We start from the raw sequence: 14,712 nt of genomic DNA on the forward strand, positions 1-14,712 counted from the left end.
CCTGCGCGTTCTCGGCGTCGCCTCGGAATGCGCTCCGCTCATCAAGACCGGGGGGCTGGCCGACGTCGCCGGCGCGCTGCCTCATGCGCTGGCGCAGCACGGGGTGCAGGTCACGACGCTGATCCCGGGCTACCCGCAGGTGATGCGCCAGGTCGCGGGGCGCGTGGCGCGCCAGTTCGACGACCTCTTCGGCGGCCCGGCGACGCTGATCCGCGCGCAGGCCGCGGGGCTCGATCTGCTGGTGCTGGACGCGCCGCACCTGTTCGACCGGCCGGGCAATCCGTATCTCGGACCCTATGGCGGCGAGTGGGGCGACAACGGCGTGCGCTTCGCCGCACTCGCCGTCGCGGCCGCGCAAGCCGCACCCGACTTCGACGCGGTGCACGCGCATGACTGGCAGGCCGGGCTGGTGCCGGCCTATTTGCGCTTCGCGGCGGGCAGGCGCGTGCCATCGCTCTTCACCGTCCACAACCTGGCCTTCCAGGGGAAATTCCCGACCTCGCTCTTCCCGATGCTCGGATTGCCGCCGGAAGCGATGTCGGTTCAGGGTGTCGAATACTATGGCACGGTCGGCTTCCTGAAGGCGGGGCTGTGGTATGCCGACCGGATCAGCACGGTCTCGCCGACCTACGCCGCGGAGATCTCGACGCCCGCGCTTGGCATGGGGCTGGACGGGCTGCTGCGCGGGCGCGGCGGGCATGTCTCGGGGATCCTGAACGGGCTCGACACCGCTGATTTCGATCCCGCGCGCGACAAGCGCCTGGCCGCGAACTTCGACGCGAAGGACCCGCGCCTGCGGGCCGCGAACAAGGCGGCGCTGCAGACGCGCATGGGGCTGGAGCCGAACCCCGACAAGCTCCTCTTCGGCTTCGTCGGCAGGCTCGCCTGGCAGAAGGGCGTGGACATCCTGCTCGGCGCCGTCGGCTCCATGATGGCGGAGGGCGCGCAGCTCGCGATTCTCGGCACCGGCGAATGGGGGCTGGAGGAAGGCTGCCGCAGCGTCGCGGCCTGGTTCCCCGGCCGCGTCGCCGCGCATATCGGCTTCGACGAGGGGCTCGCGCGCCTGATCTATGGCGGCTGCGACGTCATCCTGGTGCCGAGCCGCTTCGAGCCCTGCGGCCTGGCGCAGCTCGCAGCACTTCGCTACGGCGCACTGCCGCTGGTCGCCCATGTCGGCGGTCTCGCGGACAGCGTGGTGGACGCGAACGAGATGGCGATCGCGCAGGGTGTCGGCACCGGCTTCCACTTCTCGCCCGTGAACCAGGAGATGCTGCAGGCGACCGTCCTGCGCGTTGCGCGGCTCTGGCGCGACCAGGCGACCTGGCGGGCGCTGCAGCGGAATGCGCTCGCGACCGACGTGTCCTGGACGCGATCGGCCGCGCGCTATGCCGAGCTCTATCGCGGCATGATCGCTGATGCGCCTTGAGGCCGGGGCGCCGGAGCCGATCGGCGCCTGGCTGACCCCGACCGGCGCGCGTTTCGCCTTCCCCGCGCCGGGAGCGACGGCGGTCCATCTCTGCCTGTTTGACGCGGATGATCGGGAGGTCGCGCAGCACCGCCTGCCCGGCCGCACCGGCGACGTGCATCACGGCGAGATCGAGGGTATCGCCGCCGGCGCGCGCTATGGCCTGCGCGTGGAGGGCCCCTGGGCCCCGGCTGCGGGACAGCGCTTCAACCCCGCGAAGCTGCTGGCCGACCCCTGGGCCCGAGCGCTCGATCGCCGCTTCGCGCTGCATCCCGCGCTGTTCGACCCCGGCGCCGCGCCGAGCCCGGTGGACAGCGCGCCCGCCATGCCCAAGGCAGTGGTGGCCCCTGCCCTGCCGCCTCTCGGCCCGCTGCGCCGCGGCGGGCCTCGGGTGATCTACGAGCTGCATGTGAAGGGCTTCACCGCGCGCCACCCCTGCATCCCCGACGCGATCCGCGGCACCTTCGCGGGCCTCGCGCACCCCGCGGCGATCGCGCATCTGACGGCGCTCGGCGTCACGACGGTGGAGATCATGCCGGCCGCCGCCTGGGTGGACGAACGGCACCTGCCGCCGCTCGGCCTCGCCAATTACTGGGGCTACAACCCCGTCGCCTTCCTCTGCCCCGATCCGCGCCTGGCGCCCGGCGGCATGGCGGAAGTGCGGGACGCCATCGCCGCGCTGCATGCGGCGGGCCTCGAGGTGATCCTCGACATCGTGCTGAACCACAGCGGCGAAGGCGATGCGCTGGGGCCGACGCTGTCGCTCAAGGGCCTCGGCAACGCGGCCTTCTACCGGCTGCGCGCGGGCAACTACGTGGATGATGCGGGCTGCGGTAATGCGCTCGCGCTGGACCGGCCCTGGGGGCTACGGCTCGCGATGGACGCGCTGCGGCACTGGGCGGCGTCCGGCTTCGACGGCTTCCGGCTCGACCTCGCGACGACGCTGGCGCGGCGCGACGCCGGCTTCGATCCCGACGCGCCGCTGATCCAGGCGATGCGCCAGGACCCCGTGCTGCGCGAACGCCTGATCGTCGCGGAGCCCTGGGACATCGGCGCGGGCGGCTATCGCCTCGGCGATTTCCCTGCGGGCTGGGGCGAGTGGAACGACCGCTTCCGCGACGACACCAGGCGCTTCTGGCGCGGGGATCGCGGCATGGTCGGCGCCATGGCGACGCGGCTCGCCGGTTCCGCCGACGCCTTTCGCGACCGGCCGCTCCGCGACAGCGTCAACTTCGTCGCCGCGCATGACGGCTTCACGCTGGCCGACCTTGTCAGCTTCACCGCCAAGCGCAACCACGCCAATGGCGAGGAGAACCGCGACGGCACGAGCGACAACCTGTCCTGGAACAACGGCGTGGAGGGCTCGACCGACGATCCCGCGATTCTCGCGCGCCGCCAGGCCGACATCCGCGCGCTGCTCGCGACGCTGTTCGTCGCCCGCGGCACGCCGATGCTGGCGATGGGCGACGAAGGCGGCCGGACGCAGGGCGGCAACAACAACGCCTACGCCCAGGACAACGCGACGTCCTGGCTGGACTGGGAAGGGCTGGACCCGGGGCTGGTGGCGTTCACGCGCCGGCTGATCGCGGCCCGCCTCGCCCATCCCGCGCTGACCGGCGATGCGCGGCTGACCGGCGCCGGCGATCCGCCCGATGTCGCATGGCTGCGCCCGGACGGCGGCGCGATGACGGAAGGCGACTGGCATGATCCCGAACGCCGCGCGCTGATCGCGGTGTTCACCACGGCGACCGACCGCTGTGCGGTCGCGCTGAACGCCGGCGCGGCGCTGCCGCTGATGTTGCCGCCGGCGCGTCCCGGGCGGCGCTGGTCATTGATCGCCGACAGCAGCGACCCCGCGCGGGACGCCCTGCCGGAGACGCTGCCGGCGCGATCCGTGCTGCTCCTGGTCGAGGAACGGCGCGCCGGCGCAACGGGCGACCCGGAACTGCTGGCGCGACTGGCCGCGGCCGCGGGCATCGCCCCGCATTGGCACGAGATCTCCGGCCGCCGCCATGACGTGCCGGAGGACACGCTGCGCGCGCTGCTGGCCGCGCTGGACCTGCCCGCGCGCAGCGATGCGGAGGCGCGCGACAGCCTGGCGCGGCTGTCGGCGCCGCGCGCGCTGCCGGAACCGGTCACCGCCACGGGCGCGACGACGATCCTGCTGCCCCTGTCGGACCGGCCGCGGCGGCTTCGGATCGCGTTGCAGGACGTGAACGAGGAGGTGGTGCTGGACGTGCCGGCCGGCTTCGGCGCTGCCGAGGAAGTCACGCTGCCCGATGGCGGCGTCGCGCGGCGACGGCGCGTCGCGCTGCCCGCGCTGCCGGTGGGACGGCATCTCCTGTTCGACGAGGATGCGCCGGACCAGCGCTGCCACCTCACCATCGCGCCGGCGCGGGCCTTCCTGCCCGAGGATCTCGCGCAGGGCGCGCGGCGCTTCGGGCTGGCGGCGCAGCTCTATGCATTGCGGCGCGCGGGCGACCAGGGGATCGGCGACTTCACGGCGCTCGCGGAACTCGCGTGTCGCGCGCAGGCCGAAGGCGCGGCGCTGGTGGGGATCAGCCCGCCGCATGCTCTGTTCCCGACGGACCGGTCCCGTGCCTCGCCGTATCATCCCTCGGACCGGCGCTTCCTCGATCCGATCTTCCTCGATGTGGCGGCGCTGCCGATGGTCGGCGATCTGCCGGGGGTGCGCGAGGCGCTGGTGCGGCAGGACGCCGTCTTTTCCGGGCTGCGCAAGGGCGACACGGTGCTGCATGCGGAGGTGTGGGACGCGAAGCTGGCCGTGCTGCGCGCGGCCTGGACGGCGCTGCCGCACACGCATCCCGCGCGGGACGCGCTGGCAAGGTTCCGCGTGGAAGGCGGCGCGGTGCTGGAACGATTCTGCGCCTTCGGCGCGATCGCCGGCCGGCAGGGCCACGGCGACGCGCGGCGATGGCCGGAGGCGCTGCGGCACGGCGATGGCGCGGGTATCGGCCATTTCGTGCGGCAGCATGGCGACGAGATCGGCTTCGTCGCCTTCCAGCAGATGCTGGCCGACGCGCAGCTCGAAGCGGCCAGGCGCGCCGGCGCGGGGCTGTATCGCGACCTCGCGGTCGGCGCCGCGCCGGACGGCGCGGAGCCCTGGTCGGGCGATGCGCGCTTCCTGCCGGGCTTCTCGGTCGGCGCCCCGCCCGACCCGTTCAGCGCGCAGGGCCAGGTCTGGGGATTGCCGCCGCCCGATCCCCTGCATGCCCGCGCCACCGGCCAGGCCGCCTTCGCGCGGTTGCTGCGCGCCAACATGCGGCACGCCGCGGCGCTGCGCATCGACCATGTGATGGGGCTGCGCCGGCTGTTCGTGGTGCCGGAAGGCGCGACCGGCCGCGACGGCGCCTATCTCTCCTACGATTTCGACGCGATGCTGGGCCAGGTCGCGCTGGAATCCCAGCGCGCGCGCTGCCTGGTGGTGGGCGAGGACCTCGGCACCGTGCCGGAAGGCATCGGGCACGCCCTGCAATCGGCCGAGGTGCTGTCCTATCGCGTGCTGTGGTTCGAGAAGCACGAGTCAGGCTTCACCCCGCCGCCGCAATGGCCGGCGCGCGCCGCGGCCTGCGTCTCCACGCACGATCTGCCGACGCTGGCGGGGTTCTGGGAAGGCGCGGATCTGAAGGAGCGCGCCGCACTCGGCCTGCTGCCCGACCTCGACGCGGCGCTGGCGGAACGCGCGCGGGACCGCGCCGCGCTGATCGAGGCGCTGGCGCGCGAGCACCTGCTGCCAGGGGGCGCTTCGGCGGACAGAGCGATGACCGATGCGCTGGCGGCCGCGGTGCATGCGCTGGTTGCGCGGACGCCGTCCTCGCTCATGCTGGCGCAGCTCGAGGACCTCGCCGGCGAGAGCGTCGCGGTGAACCTGCCGGGGACGGACCGGGAAAGGCCGAACTGGCGGCGGCGGCTGAAGGCGGATGTCGCGGCGCTCTGGTCCCGGCCACGGGCGCTGGCGGTGCTCGACGTGCTGAAGGCGATGCGCGGGCGCTGATTGGATTGGCCCCCCCCGACCCTCCCCCGCAAGCGCGGGGGAGGGCATAGTGGGGCGGGTGATTGCAGATTAGGGATGACGCCATGTCGGCCGAGGGCGAGGAACGCTTCCAGACGCTGCACGAGCTCGTGAAGGCCGCGCGGTTCAGGCTGAACGCCGATATCTGGGACTACCTGGTCGGCGCGACCGAGACCGAGACCACGATGAAGCGCAACCGCGCGGCGCTGGATTCCATCGCCTTCCGCCCGCGGGTGCTGCGCGACGTGAGCAACGTGGACAGCAGCGGCGACTTCCTGGGCAGGCGGATCAGGCTGCCGGTATTCCTGGCCCCCGTCGGCTCGCTCGACAGCTTCGAGGCCGGCGGCGCGGCGACGGCGGGCCGCGCGGCCTCCGCCTTCGGCGTGCCCATCATGGTATCCTCGGTGACGCAGCCCGGCCTGGAAGGCTCCGCCGCCGCGACGCCGGGGCCGAAGGTCTTCCAGCTCTACACCCGCGGCGACGACGCGTTCATCGACGACCATGTCAGGCGCGCAGTGGATGCGGGCTACGACGCCTTCGCCATCACCGTGGACACCGCGCATTACAGCCGGCGCGAGCGCGACATCGCCAAGCGCTTCGTCAAGCATTGGCGCGCGCGCAACGTGGGGATGAACTACCAGGCCGCGCTGTCCTGGCGCGACGTCGCGCGCTTCCGCGAGGTGCATCCGGACGTCACGCTCATCCTCAAGGGCATCGGCTGCGGCGAGGACGCGGCGATCGCGGTCCAGCATGGCGTGCAGGTCGTCTATGTCTCGAACCACGGGGGGCGGCAGCTGGACCACGGCCGCGGCTCGCTCGAGGTGCTGCCGGAGGTCGTGCAGGCGGTGGGCGGACCAGGGGGCGGCCGGGCGCGGGTCTGGATGGACGGTGGCATCAGTCGCGGCACGGACCTCGTGAAGGCGATCGCGCTGGGTGCGGAGGTCGTGGGGATCGGGCGGCTCTATTGCTATGGCTTGGCCGCGGCCGGCGAGCACGGCGTGCGGCGCGTGCTGGAACTGCTGGAGGACGAGGTGCAGACCTGCCTCGGCCTGCTTGGTGCGACGAGCCTGGCCGCGGTGGAGCGCAACCAGCTGGTCGCGGCGCCGGCGGTGACGGCGCCGCATGTGCACTCCGCCTTCCCGCTGCTGGCGGAGCTCGAGCGGGGCTACTGACGCCCCGTGCGCCTCAATCCTCCGGCGCCGGCACGGTCCGGTTGCCGCCGAGGCTGGTGGCGACCTCCAGCGCGGCGTCGGCACGGCGCAGCAGCCTGTCCGGCGCCTCGTCCGGCAGGTGGCAGGCCGCGGCGGCGGACAGGGTGACGGCGCCGATCCGCTCGTTCGAGGTGCGGATCATGTAGTCGTGGCTGCCGATGTCGGCGCGCACGCGTTCGGCGACGCGCAGCGCGGCGTCGAGGCCGGCGCCGGGCAGCAGCACCGCGAATTCGTCCGTGCCGATCCGCGCGGGCCGGTCGGCTTCCCGCAGCGCGTTCAGCAGATGCGTCGCGGCGGCGCGGATGATGGCGTCGCCGACCTGGTGGCCGTAGGTCTCCGAGAGCTGCCGGTACTGGTCCACGCGCAGCAGGGCAATGGCGAAAGGCCGGCCGCCGATCCTGCGCTGGCGCACCAGCGTCGCCAGCCCATCCTCGAAGGAGCGGCGGTTGCCGAGGCCGGTCAGCGCATCGGTATGCGCGGCTCGGTCCACGTCGCCGATCTGCTGCTTGAGGTCGTGCAGGCGGCGTTCGGTCTCGTGCAGCCGGGCGGAGACCTCGGCGCTCTGCTGCGCGAGCTGACGGGTCAGGGTGACGAGGCCGCCGGCGAGGCGCCGCAGGTCGGGGCCGTCCAGGTCCTCGATCCGGCCGGCCGCGTCGGTCAGGAGGCTCTCGAACCGCTGGACCTGGCCGCCGGCGCGGCCGGCGAGGTCGATCAGCTCGCCCGCCGCCATGCTCAGCGGCTCGACATGCTCGGGCGCCTGCGCGGCGATGAAGGCGGCGTGGAGCTCGTCGAGCAGCCCGCCGCGAATCGGCGCGGGATCGGCCAGCGCGCGATCGAGCCTGGCGCGCAGCATCGGCTCGCCGCCGGCGTGATAGGCGTAGAGCACCGCGAGATGCCGCGGCACGGGGGCCAGGTTGAGCTGACGCAGCGTCTCGACCGCCGCGAGGGCGGCCTTGCCTGCATTGCCGAGGATGGAGTTGCCGCTGGTGTCGCGCATGGATTGGAACCGCCTGTCCTCGGTTCTAGCGGCGAAGTGTGAATGCATCCTGTCCAGCATCGGCATCAGCGGCGGCCATCAACCAAGCCTTCAGGAAACTGCGGAAAATTAGGACAGGCCGTCTTGGCCCGATGGCGTCCTGGGAGGCACGCATGTCACGATCGGATTCCGCCTGGCCCGGGGTGGAGCGCCGCGCCCATCGGCGCCGGCGGGTCCGCCTGCCCGCCACCTTCCTGGGCGCGGACGGATCACGCCTGGCGGCGGAGGTGGTGGACATCTCCATTGGCGGGATGCGCCTGGCGATGCGGGCGGACGGGATCGGCCCCGGCGCACGCGGGGCGGTGGCGGTGGAGGGGCTGTGCGGTCCCCTGCCCTGCGTCGTGCTGGGCCGGGATGACGACGCGCTCCGCCTGCGCTTCGAGGCGGTGGATGCGCTGCGCGAGGAACTGGTTGAGCGGCTGGCCGATCTGTCCTGGGATCCGCAGCGCGACCGGGCGCGGCTGTCGTAAGCGCTGGGACCGGACGTCTAGGCGGCGAGGGCCGGTGTCGAGATGCCCGCCGGCAAGGTGAGGCGCAGCGCGACGTCCCTGTCGGCGCGCAGATGAGCCCTCATGAGGCGCTCGGCCGCGTCGGCGTCCCGAGCCTCGATCGCGGCGATGATCTCGCCATGCTCGCTCAGGGCCGAATCGGCACGGCCATGACGCAAGGTCAGCAGTCCGAAGCGATGCACCTGGTCGCCGAGGAGCGTCATGATCTGCGACAGCCGGCCGTTTCCAGCGAGGCTGATCACCCGGGTGTGCAGCCGGACCGAGGCGTCGTAGGCCGGCCGCAGCCTCGCTGCCTTGATGTGCTCGATGGCTTCCCGATGATCGCCTTCGAGGGCCTTCAGATCCGCCGGTGTGGCAAGCTCCGCCGCCACGCGAACCGCGAAGCACTCCAGCTGCTCCCTGATCTGATAGACCTCGATGACGTCACGGGCCGCCAGCTCGGTGACGATGATGCCGCGCTGGGGCAGGACGCGCACCAGGCCGCCGGCCGCGAGCTCACGCATCGCCTCCCGTATCGGCGTGCGGCTGATCCTCAGTTCCTCCGCGAGCTGGCCTTCGGACAGCAGACTGCCCGGAGGATACAGGGAGTCGAGGATTCCCTTCTTGATGGAGGCGAGCGCCTGCTCCCGGAGGCTCAGCGGAGCGCCGCGCTTGCGTGTCACCTTCCCCGCCATCTCCGCTTCCGCGCCAGTTCCACGCAACCCGCGCCACGGCGGATCCACAAACAAGCTGTATACCAGTGCGCCTGGAGCGACAACCCTGTGTCTCCGCCAGCGGCTGCGCGCAGGAATGCTGTTCGCGACATGTCGAGGGCTAGTCGAGGAATTCTGCGAACGCCGCTACCGTCTCCAGCAGCGCCGACAACGATCCGACACCAGCGGTCACCAACGGCCTCGCATTTGGCATGAGCGCCTTCACCCTGTCGAAGTACTCGAACAGCATGTCGCCCCGTGCGCCCTCGCGACCTCTTCCATGGCCAGGCAGTAGGTCGGCAGGTCCGCAGCCGCCCCGCCATGCTCTTCCGGCAGGAGCAGCCCAAGAAGGCCTTGCTGCCGCAGGAGGTCCCATGCGCGACGCGGGACGGTCCCGCTGCGGTCGATCTCCGCCGCAACCGGGAACAGCTCCGCCTCGACGAAGGCGCGAAGGCTGCCCCGGAGCTCGGCCAGGGCGGCGGAGGGCTCAATGCGCATCGCCGGCCTCCAGCCCGGCGACCAGATCCTTCTTCACGACCTTGCCACCCGCATTGCGCGGCAACTCCGGCAGGAAGCGGATGATGCTCGGCACCTTGTACGGCGCGAGCCGGCCGCGGCAATGCGCCACCACGATCTCCGCGGACAGGGCGGCGTCCGCGACCACGAAGGCGGCGATCTCCTCGCCCAGCTCGCGCGAGGGCGCGCCGGCGACGGCGACGTCCCGCACGCCGGGGATCTCCGCGATGATGCGCTCGACATCCTGCGGGTAGATGTTGACCCCGCCGCGGATGATCATGTCCTTGGCGCGGCCGTGCAGGTACAGGAAGCCCTCGGCGTCGAGGCGCGCGAGGTCGCCCGGATAGAACCAGCCGTCGCGGAAGGCGTCCGCTCCATCGGCGTTCCAGTAGCTGCGTGCCGAGGCGGGACTGCGGTAGCGCAACCGGCCGACGCTGTCGGGCGGCAGCGGCCGATGGTCCTCGCCGACGATCTCGACTTCCACGCGGAAGACCGGGCGGCCGACGCTGTCCGGATGCAGGTCGCAATCGGCGGGCGTCAGCACGGACACGCCGCCTCCCTCGGTGGAGGAGTAGATTTCGAACAGGTTCGGCGTCAGGCGCGACCGGATCGCCGCCCGCTCCTCCGGGTGCAGCGCCGATCCGCTCGAGATCAGCACGCGCAATGTCGGCAGGGCGAGCCCGGGCATGTTCTCGTCCAGCAGGCGGCGGATCATCGTCGGCACCATGAAGAGGACTGTGCCGCCGACCTCCCGCACATGGGCGGCGAGGTCGGGCATCCGCGTCCGCGGCGACAGGATCGAGACGGTGGCGCCCGCGAACAGCATCGCCATGGTGAAGGCGCGCCCGCCGCCGAAGTAGAGCGGCGTGACGGAGACATAGACGTCCTGCGCGTTCATGCCGAGGTTCAGCCAGTAGACCATGAACCGGCTTTCGAACTGTCGGTGCGTCGCGCGCGGGCCTTTCGGCAGGCCGGTCGTTCCGGAGGAGAGCGAGAGGACCAGAGGGCTGTCGTCCGTCACCTCCGGGTCATGCCAGGGGACGGCGCTCTCCTGCGCCCAGCCCGCGGGAAGCACCGTCCAGCCCGGCTCGGCCGCATCCTCGCCGGGCCCGAGCAGCACCCGCCCGGGCCGGAAATGGGCGGCGAGGGCGCGCTTCTCCGCCAGTGACAACCGGCAATCCATCGGCAGGATCACGGCGCCCATCCGGGCCAGGGCGTAGAGGGCAATGACGTGGTCGGCGGTGTCGGCCAGGGCGACGCCGACCAGCATGCCGCGCATCACGCCTTCGGCGGCGAGGCGATGCGCGGCACCGTCTACCAGGCGGTCCAGCGCCGCGTAGTGGACACGCCGCTCGCCGTCCAGGATGGCCGTCTTGCACGGGCGGTGGCGGGCATGGAGGCGCAGCACGCTGTCGAGAGACATTGACGAGGCCTCGCTTAGGTTTCGCTTGATGCCGCGGCGTCCACTTGCATCCGCCTGGGATCCTGGTTCTCCGGTGCGCCGGCCGCAAGGCCCGATCGGAATTGGTCGCAGCTGGCGAGCCTAGGAAGCAATCTCCGCCGACAGCGACATCCGGAGCCCGTACAGCCTGATGACGTTGTCGCGCAGCACCTTCCTTTTCGGCGCGTCGCGAAGACCGAGCTCCTCGAACTCCGCCCTTGCACGCTCGAGGTCGATGACGGGGTAGTCGGTCCCGAAGATGACCTTGTCCTGGCCGAAGCTGTTCATGTAGCGCACGAACTTCTCGTCCCAGTGCTTGGGTGCATAGGCGTCGGTGCCGATGAACACGTTGCGATGCTTGTAGGAGACCGCGATCATCTCCTCGGTCCAGGGCCAGCCGATATGGATGCCGACGAGCTTCAGCTCGGGGAAATCGCAGGCGACGGTGTCGAGCGTGATCGGGCGGCCGACGCTCTTCAACGGGCGCTCGTCGGAGTAGCGGAGGCAGTGGCCGACCTGCATCTGGATCGGGATGTCGAGCTCGCAGCACTTCGCATAGATCGGGTAGTAGCGGGCATGGTCGGGCGCCATCTCGAACCAGTGGGGATAGAGATGCGCGCCGATGAAGCCCAGCTCCTTCACCGCCCGCTCCAGCTCGCGCAGGCCCCGCATGCCCTCGGTGGGATCCACGCCGGCAAGACCGCTGAAGCGGCCGGGGTAGCGCCGGCAGAGATCGGCCACCTTCTCGTACGGAATGCGGCGGTTGATCGTGTGCTGCGCGCTGCCCGCCTTGACCGCGAGCAGGAAGCAATGCTCGACGCCGGCGCGATCCATCTTCGCCAGGAAGGCCTCGGGCGTCAGGCCTTTGATGCGGCCTTCCTCGGCACCGATCTTCCCTCGTATGAAGCTCTCCTGCCATCCCTTCCGCTCGGTGTCGGGATCGGCGAACTCGTAGTTCACGACGGCATCGATGGCCCCGGGTGCGAAGCTTGTCATGCATCCTCCTCCGGCAATGATCCGCCGGGACTGTTGATGACGTGCGCCATCCAGGCATCACTCCGCGGGAAAAGCAATGCCGGAAGGACACCGCTTGTATCCCAGTTGAAGGCGCCGTCGCATGCAGCGGCCTCCGGCGGTGCTCCCGGGATCATCTCGGTCCGGAAGGCCGCGCCACCAGGTCGCGGCGTGGCCGTTCGCATGCCCCGGCGCGCCGGCGCACGCTCGAGGTCGCGGAGCTTGAGGCGCGCATTGCCGGCGCGAGCCGAGGCGCTGCTGGACCCGCATTGCCCTGTGTCAGGGCAATGCGGGTCCAGCTTTCTCCGGCCCGGCGATTAACGCTTTTCGTATGCCCGCCTGCGGCGCGCGCACTCAGTGCGATCGCGGGCTAGCGCCCCCGTGGTGTGCTCTGCGCCGCCTGCTGGCCGGGCACCGCCAACGGAGTAACCTCTACTGGCGCTGTGCCGTCTTCCTTCATGCCGATCCGCTGTGCAGTGCCTTCGCTCACGTCGATGATCCGCCCGCGTGCGTACGGCCCGCGATCGTTGATCGTGACCGTCTCCGATTGCCCAGTCTCCAGATTGGTCACTCGCGCGACGGAGCCGAGCGGCAGCGACCGGTGCGCGGCGGTTGGTGCGTTCCTGTCGAAGCGCTCCCCGCTTGCGGTCGGGCGGCCCTGGAACCCTGGCCCGTAGTACGACGCGGTTCCGCGCTGCTGTGGCCCGGCCGGCTGCTCTGACACATCGCCTGAGGGCTGCGAGCATGCGCCCAAGGCGACGGCGAGGATCGCCGCACTTGCAAAAGAACCAATGGGCTGATGGTGGCGCACTTCACTGCCTCCGACGTGCTACGTCGGTCCCGGCCCGCGATTACGCGGTCGCGCGCGGAAGGTTGCGCCCCAAGCGGGAAAGCCCCGCAGAAAACCTGGCTTCCTGGCGGACCCGAGAGGATTCGAACCCCTAACCCCCAGATCCGTAGTCTGGTGCTCTATCCAATTGAGCTACGGGTCCAACCGGGAGCCGCGATGTAGCGAAGGTGGCGGGGGCGCGCAACCCCCGTGGCGCGCCTTTTCAGGCCGAGAGCTTGTCGAGTTCCCGCAGCACCGCCTCGCCCATCACGGAGGTGCCGACGCGCGCCATGCCGGTCGCCATGATGTCGGCGGTGCGGAGGCCGCCGGCCAGCACCTTCTCCACCGCCTTCTCGAGCATCGCGGCGTCCTCCTCCATCCCGAAGGACAGGCGCAGCAGCATCGCGAAGGAGAGGATCTGCGCGCAGGGGTTCGCGATCCCCTTCCCCGCGATGTCCGGCGCCGAGCCGTGGATCGGCTCGTACAATGCATGCCGCTTGCCCGATGGCTGCAGCGCGCCGAGCGTCGCCGAGGGCAGCATGCCGAGCGACCCCGTCAGCGCCGCCGCCAGGTCGGACAGCACGTCGCCGAAGAGATTGTCGCCAAGCACGACGTCGAACTGCTTGGGCTTCGATGCGAGCTGCATCGCGCAGTTGTCGGCGTACATGTGCTGCAGCTCGACATCGACGAACTCGGCCTTGTGGACCTCGCTCACCACGGCGCGCCAGAGGCGGCCGGACTGCATGACGTTCGCCTTCTCGACGCTGGTGACCTTGTTGCGGCGCTTGCGCGCGAGCTCGAAGGCGACGCGCGCGACGCGGGCGATCTCGTCCTCGTGGTAGATCTGGGTGTCGAGGCCGGTGCGCTTGCCGTCGGGGCCGGTCGTCACGCCGCGCGGCTCGCCGAAATAGACGCCGCCCGTGGTCTCGCGGACGATCATGATGTCGAGGCCGCGCACGAGGTCCGGGCGCAGCGCGGAGGCGTCCACCAGCGGGTCGAGCACGACGGCGGGGCGAAGGTTGGCGAACAGGCCGAGATCCTTGCGCAGCCGCAGGATGCCGAGTTCCGGCCGCTGCTCGAAGGGCAGGCTGTCCCATTTCGGGCCGCCGACAGAGCCGAACAGCACGGCGTCGGCGCGCCTCGCGGCCTCCACCGTCGCATCCGGGCAGGGCGAGCCCGTCGCGTCGATCGCCGCGCCGCCGACCAGCCCTTCCTCCATCTCGAACGAGACGGCGCGACGGCGTTCCATCCAGTCGATGATGCGGCGGGTCTCGCGCATCACCTCGGGGCCGATGCCGTCGCCCGGCAGGATCAGGAGCTTCTTGTTGGCGGGCATCGGTCTGTCGTCCTGCTTACGCGTAGAGCCAGGGCTGGGACGCCTTCTGCTTCGACTCGTAGCTGTCGATGGCGGGGGCGTGCTGCATGGTCTGGCCGATGTCGTCGAGGCCATTCAGCAGCAGGTGCTTGCGGAAGGGATCGACGTCGAAGGGGATCTCCTCGCCATTCGGGCGGACGACGACCTGGCGCGCGAGGTCCACGGTCAGGCGGGCATTGGCGCCCATCTTCGCGTCCTCGATCAGCCTGTCGCAGATCTCGCGCGGAAGGCGGATAGGCAGGATGCCGTTCTTGAAGCTGTTGTTGTGGAAGATGTCGCCGAAGGACGGGGCGATGACGCAGCGGATGCCGAAATCCAGCAGCGCCCAGGGCGCGTGCTCGCGCGAGGAGCCGCAGCCGAAATTCTCGTGCGCGACGAGGATCTCCGCCTTGCGGTAGGGCTCGGTGTTCAGGATGAAGTCGGGATTCTCGCTGCCGTCCTCGCGATAGCGGACGTTGGCGAAGAGGTTCTTGCCGAGGCCGGTGCGCGCGATGGTCTTGAGGAAGCGCGCGGGGATGATCTTGTCGGTGTCGACATTGGCCTGCGGCAGCGGGGCCGCGATGCCAGTCAGCGTGGTGAAGGCCTTCATCC

The 14,712-nt window shown here is 71.1% G+C and carries 13 protein-coding genes and 1 tRNA gene; 4 read left to right on the forward strand and 10 right to left on the reverse strand.

The window, feature by feature from the left end; all coding sequences use genetic code 11:
• Nucleotide 1: 1 nt before the first annotated feature.
• The 3 genes from glgA (at nucleotide 2) to ACLF3M_RS28765 (ending at nucleotide 6,670) form a co-directional block, all read left to right on the forward strand.
• Nucleotides 2-1,426 (forward strand): glycogen synthase GlgA, encoded by a 1,425-nt coding sequence (gene glgA / locus ACLF3M_RS28755; protein ID WP_430660499.1) that lies wholly within the window; start codon nucleotides 2-4, stop codon nucleotides 1,424-1,426.
• Nucleotides 1,416-5,480, forward strand: coding sequence for a glycogen debranching protein GlgX (gene glgX / locus ACLF3M_RS28760; protein WP_430660447.1), 4,065 nt, complete (start codon nucleotides 1,416-1,418; stop codon nucleotides 5,478-5,480). The genes glgA and glgX overlap by 11 nt, the downstream gene beginning before the upstream one ends.
• 83 nt (nucleotides 5,481-5,563) lie before the next feature.
• Complete coding sequence (locus tag ACLF3M_RS28765) at nucleotides 5,564-6,670, forward strand: alpha-hydroxy acid oxidase (protein ID WP_430660448.1); 1,107 nt, start codon at nucleotides 5,564-5,566, stop codon at nucleotides 6,668-6,670.
• Nucleotides 6,671-6,683: 13 nt separating this feature from the next.
• Here ACLF3M_RS28765 and ACLF3M_RS28770 read toward each other — a convergent pair whose 3' ends face one another.
• Nucleotides 6,684-7,706 (reverse strand): GGDEF domain-containing protein, encoded by a 1,023-nt coding sequence (locus ACLF3M_RS28770; RefSeq protein ID WP_430660449.1) that lies wholly within the window; start codon nucleotides 7,704-7,706, stop codon nucleotides 6,684-6,686.
• A gap of 152 nt (nucleotides 7,707-7,858) precedes the next feature.
• On the opposite strand from ACLF3M_RS28770, the gene ACLF3M_RS28775 reads away from it, so the two are divergent.
• A complete protein-coding gene (locus tag ACLF3M_RS28775; RefSeq protein WP_430660450.1) occupies nucleotides 7,859-8,215 on the forward strand; it encodes a PilZ domain-containing protein in 357 nt (118 codons plus the stop codon).
• Between the two features lie 17 nt (nucleotides 8,216-8,232).
• Here the strand turns inward: ACLF3M_RS28775 and ACLF3M_RS28780 are convergent, their stop codons facing one another.
• The 9 genes from ACLF3M_RS28780 to leuD all read right to left on the reverse strand — a co-directional run bounded on the left by ACLF3M_RS28780 (nucleotide 8,233) and on the right by leuD (nucleotide 14,710).
• A complete protein-coding gene (locus ACLF3M_RS28780) occupies nucleotides 8,233-8,928 on the reverse strand; it encodes a GntR family transcriptional regulator (protein WP_430660451.1) in 696 nt (231 codons plus the stop codon).
• A gap of 139 nt (nucleotides 8,929-9,067) precedes the next feature.
• Nucleotides 9,068-9,196, reverse strand: a complete 129-nt coding sequence (locus ACLF3M_RS28785; protein WP_430660502.1) for a hypothetical protein — start codon at nucleotides 9,194-9,196, stop codon at nucleotides 9,068-9,070.
• On the reverse strand, nucleotides 9,169-9,444 hold the full coding sequence (locus ACLF3M_RS28790; protein WP_430660452.1) for an acyl-CoA dehydrogenase family protein: 276 nt from the start codon (nucleotides 9,442-9,444) through the stop codon (nucleotides 9,169-9,171). The genes ACLF3M_RS28785 and ACLF3M_RS28790 overlap by 28 nt, the downstream gene beginning before the upstream one ends.
• Nucleotides 9,434-10,885 carry a class I adenylate-forming enzyme family protein gene (locus tag ACLF3M_RS28795; protein ID WP_430660453.1) on the reverse strand — a complete coding sequence of 484 codons (1,452 nt, stop codon included), beginning with the start codon at nucleotides 10,883-10,885 and terminating at the stop codon, nucleotides 9,434-9,436. The genes ACLF3M_RS28790 and ACLF3M_RS28795 overlap by 11 nt, the downstream gene beginning before the upstream one ends.
• 120 nt (nucleotides 10,886-11,005) lie before the next feature.
• A complete protein-coding gene (locus tag ACLF3M_RS28800) occupies nucleotides 11,006-11,899 on the reverse strand; it encodes an amidohydrolase family protein (protein WP_430660454.1) in 894 nt (297 codons plus the stop codon).
• 388 nt (nucleotides 11,900-12,287) lie between these two features.
• On the reverse strand, nucleotides 12,288-12,728 hold the full coding sequence (locus ACLF3M_RS28805) for a septal ring lytic transglycosylase RlpA family protein (protein WP_430660455.1): 441 nt from the start codon (nucleotides 12,726-12,728) through the stop codon (nucleotides 12,288-12,290).
• Between the two features lie 104 nt (nucleotides 12,729-12,832).
• Nucleotides 12,833-12,909, reverse strand: a tRNA-Arg gene (locus tag ACLF3M_RS28810).
• 60 nt (nucleotides 12,910-12,969) lie between these two features.
• Complete coding sequence (leuB, locus tag ACLF3M_RS28815; RefSeq protein ID WP_430660456.1) at nucleotides 12,970-14,082, reverse strand: 3-isopropylmalate dehydrogenase; 1,113 nt, start codon at nucleotides 14,080-14,082, stop codon at nucleotides 12,970-12,972.
• Between the two features lie 16 nt (nucleotides 14,083-14,098).
• Nucleotides 14,099-14,710 carry a 3-isopropylmalate dehydratase small subunit gene (gene leuD / locus ACLF3M_RS28820; RefSeq protein WP_430660457.1) on the reverse strand — a complete coding sequence of 204 codons (612 nt, stop codon included), beginning with the start codon at nucleotides 14,708-14,710 and terminating at the stop codon, nucleotides 14,099-14,101.
• Nucleotides 14,711-14,712: the final 2 nt, after the last annotated feature.

The sequence above is a fragment of the Falsiroseomonas sp. HW251 genome (assembly GCF_050563545.1).
Lineage (GTDB): Bacteria > Pseudomonadota > Alphaproteobacteria > Acetobacterales > Acetobacteraceae > Falsiroseomonas.

Bases quoted from the DNA above. Each gene is read 5' to 3' on its own strand.
- glgX (WP_430660447.1), top strand. From the start codon at position 1,416: ATGCGCCTTGAGGCCGGGGCGCCGGAGCCGATCGGCGCCTGGCTGACC.
- ACLF3M_RS28765 (WP_430660448.1), top strand. From the start codon at position 5,564: ATGTCGGCCGAGGGCGAGGAACGCTTCCAGACGCTGCACGAGCTCGTG.
- ACLF3M_RS28770 (WP_430660449.1), bottom strand. From the start codon at position 7,706: ATGCGCGACACCAGCGGCAACTCCATCCTCGGCAATGCAGGCAAGGCC.
- ACLF3M_RS28775 (WP_430660450.1), top strand. From the start codon at position 7,859: ATGTCACGATCGGATTCCGCCTGGCCCGGGGTGGAGCGCCGCGCCCAT.
- ACLF3M_RS28780 (WP_430660451.1), bottom strand. From the start codon at position 8,928: ATGGCGGGGAAGGTGACACGCAAGCGCGGCGCTCCGCTGAGCCTCCGG.
- ACLF3M_RS28785 (WP_430660502.1), bottom strand. From the start codon at position 9,196: ATGCTGTTCGAGTACTTCGACAGGGTGAAGGCGCTCATGCCAAATGCG.
- ACLF3M_RS28790 (WP_430660452.1), bottom strand. From the start codon at position 9,444: ATGCGCATTGAGCCCTCCGCCGCCCTGGCCGAGCTCCGGGGCAGCCTT.
- ACLF3M_RS28795 (WP_430660453.1), bottom strand. From the start codon at position 10,885: ATGTCTCTCGACAGCGTGCTGCGCCTCCATGCCCGCCACCGCCCGTGC.
- ACLF3M_RS28800 (WP_430660454.1), bottom strand. From the start codon at position 11,899: ATGACAAGCTTCGCACCCGGGGCCATCGATGCCGTCGTGAACTACGAG.
- leuB (WP_430660456.1), bottom strand. From the start codon at position 14,082: ATGCCCGCCAACAAGAAGCTCCTGATCCTGCCGGGCGACGGCATCGGC.
- leuD (WP_430660457.1), bottom strand. From the start codon at position 14,710: ATGAAGGCCTTCACCACGCTGACTGGCATCGCGGCCCCGCTGCCGCAG.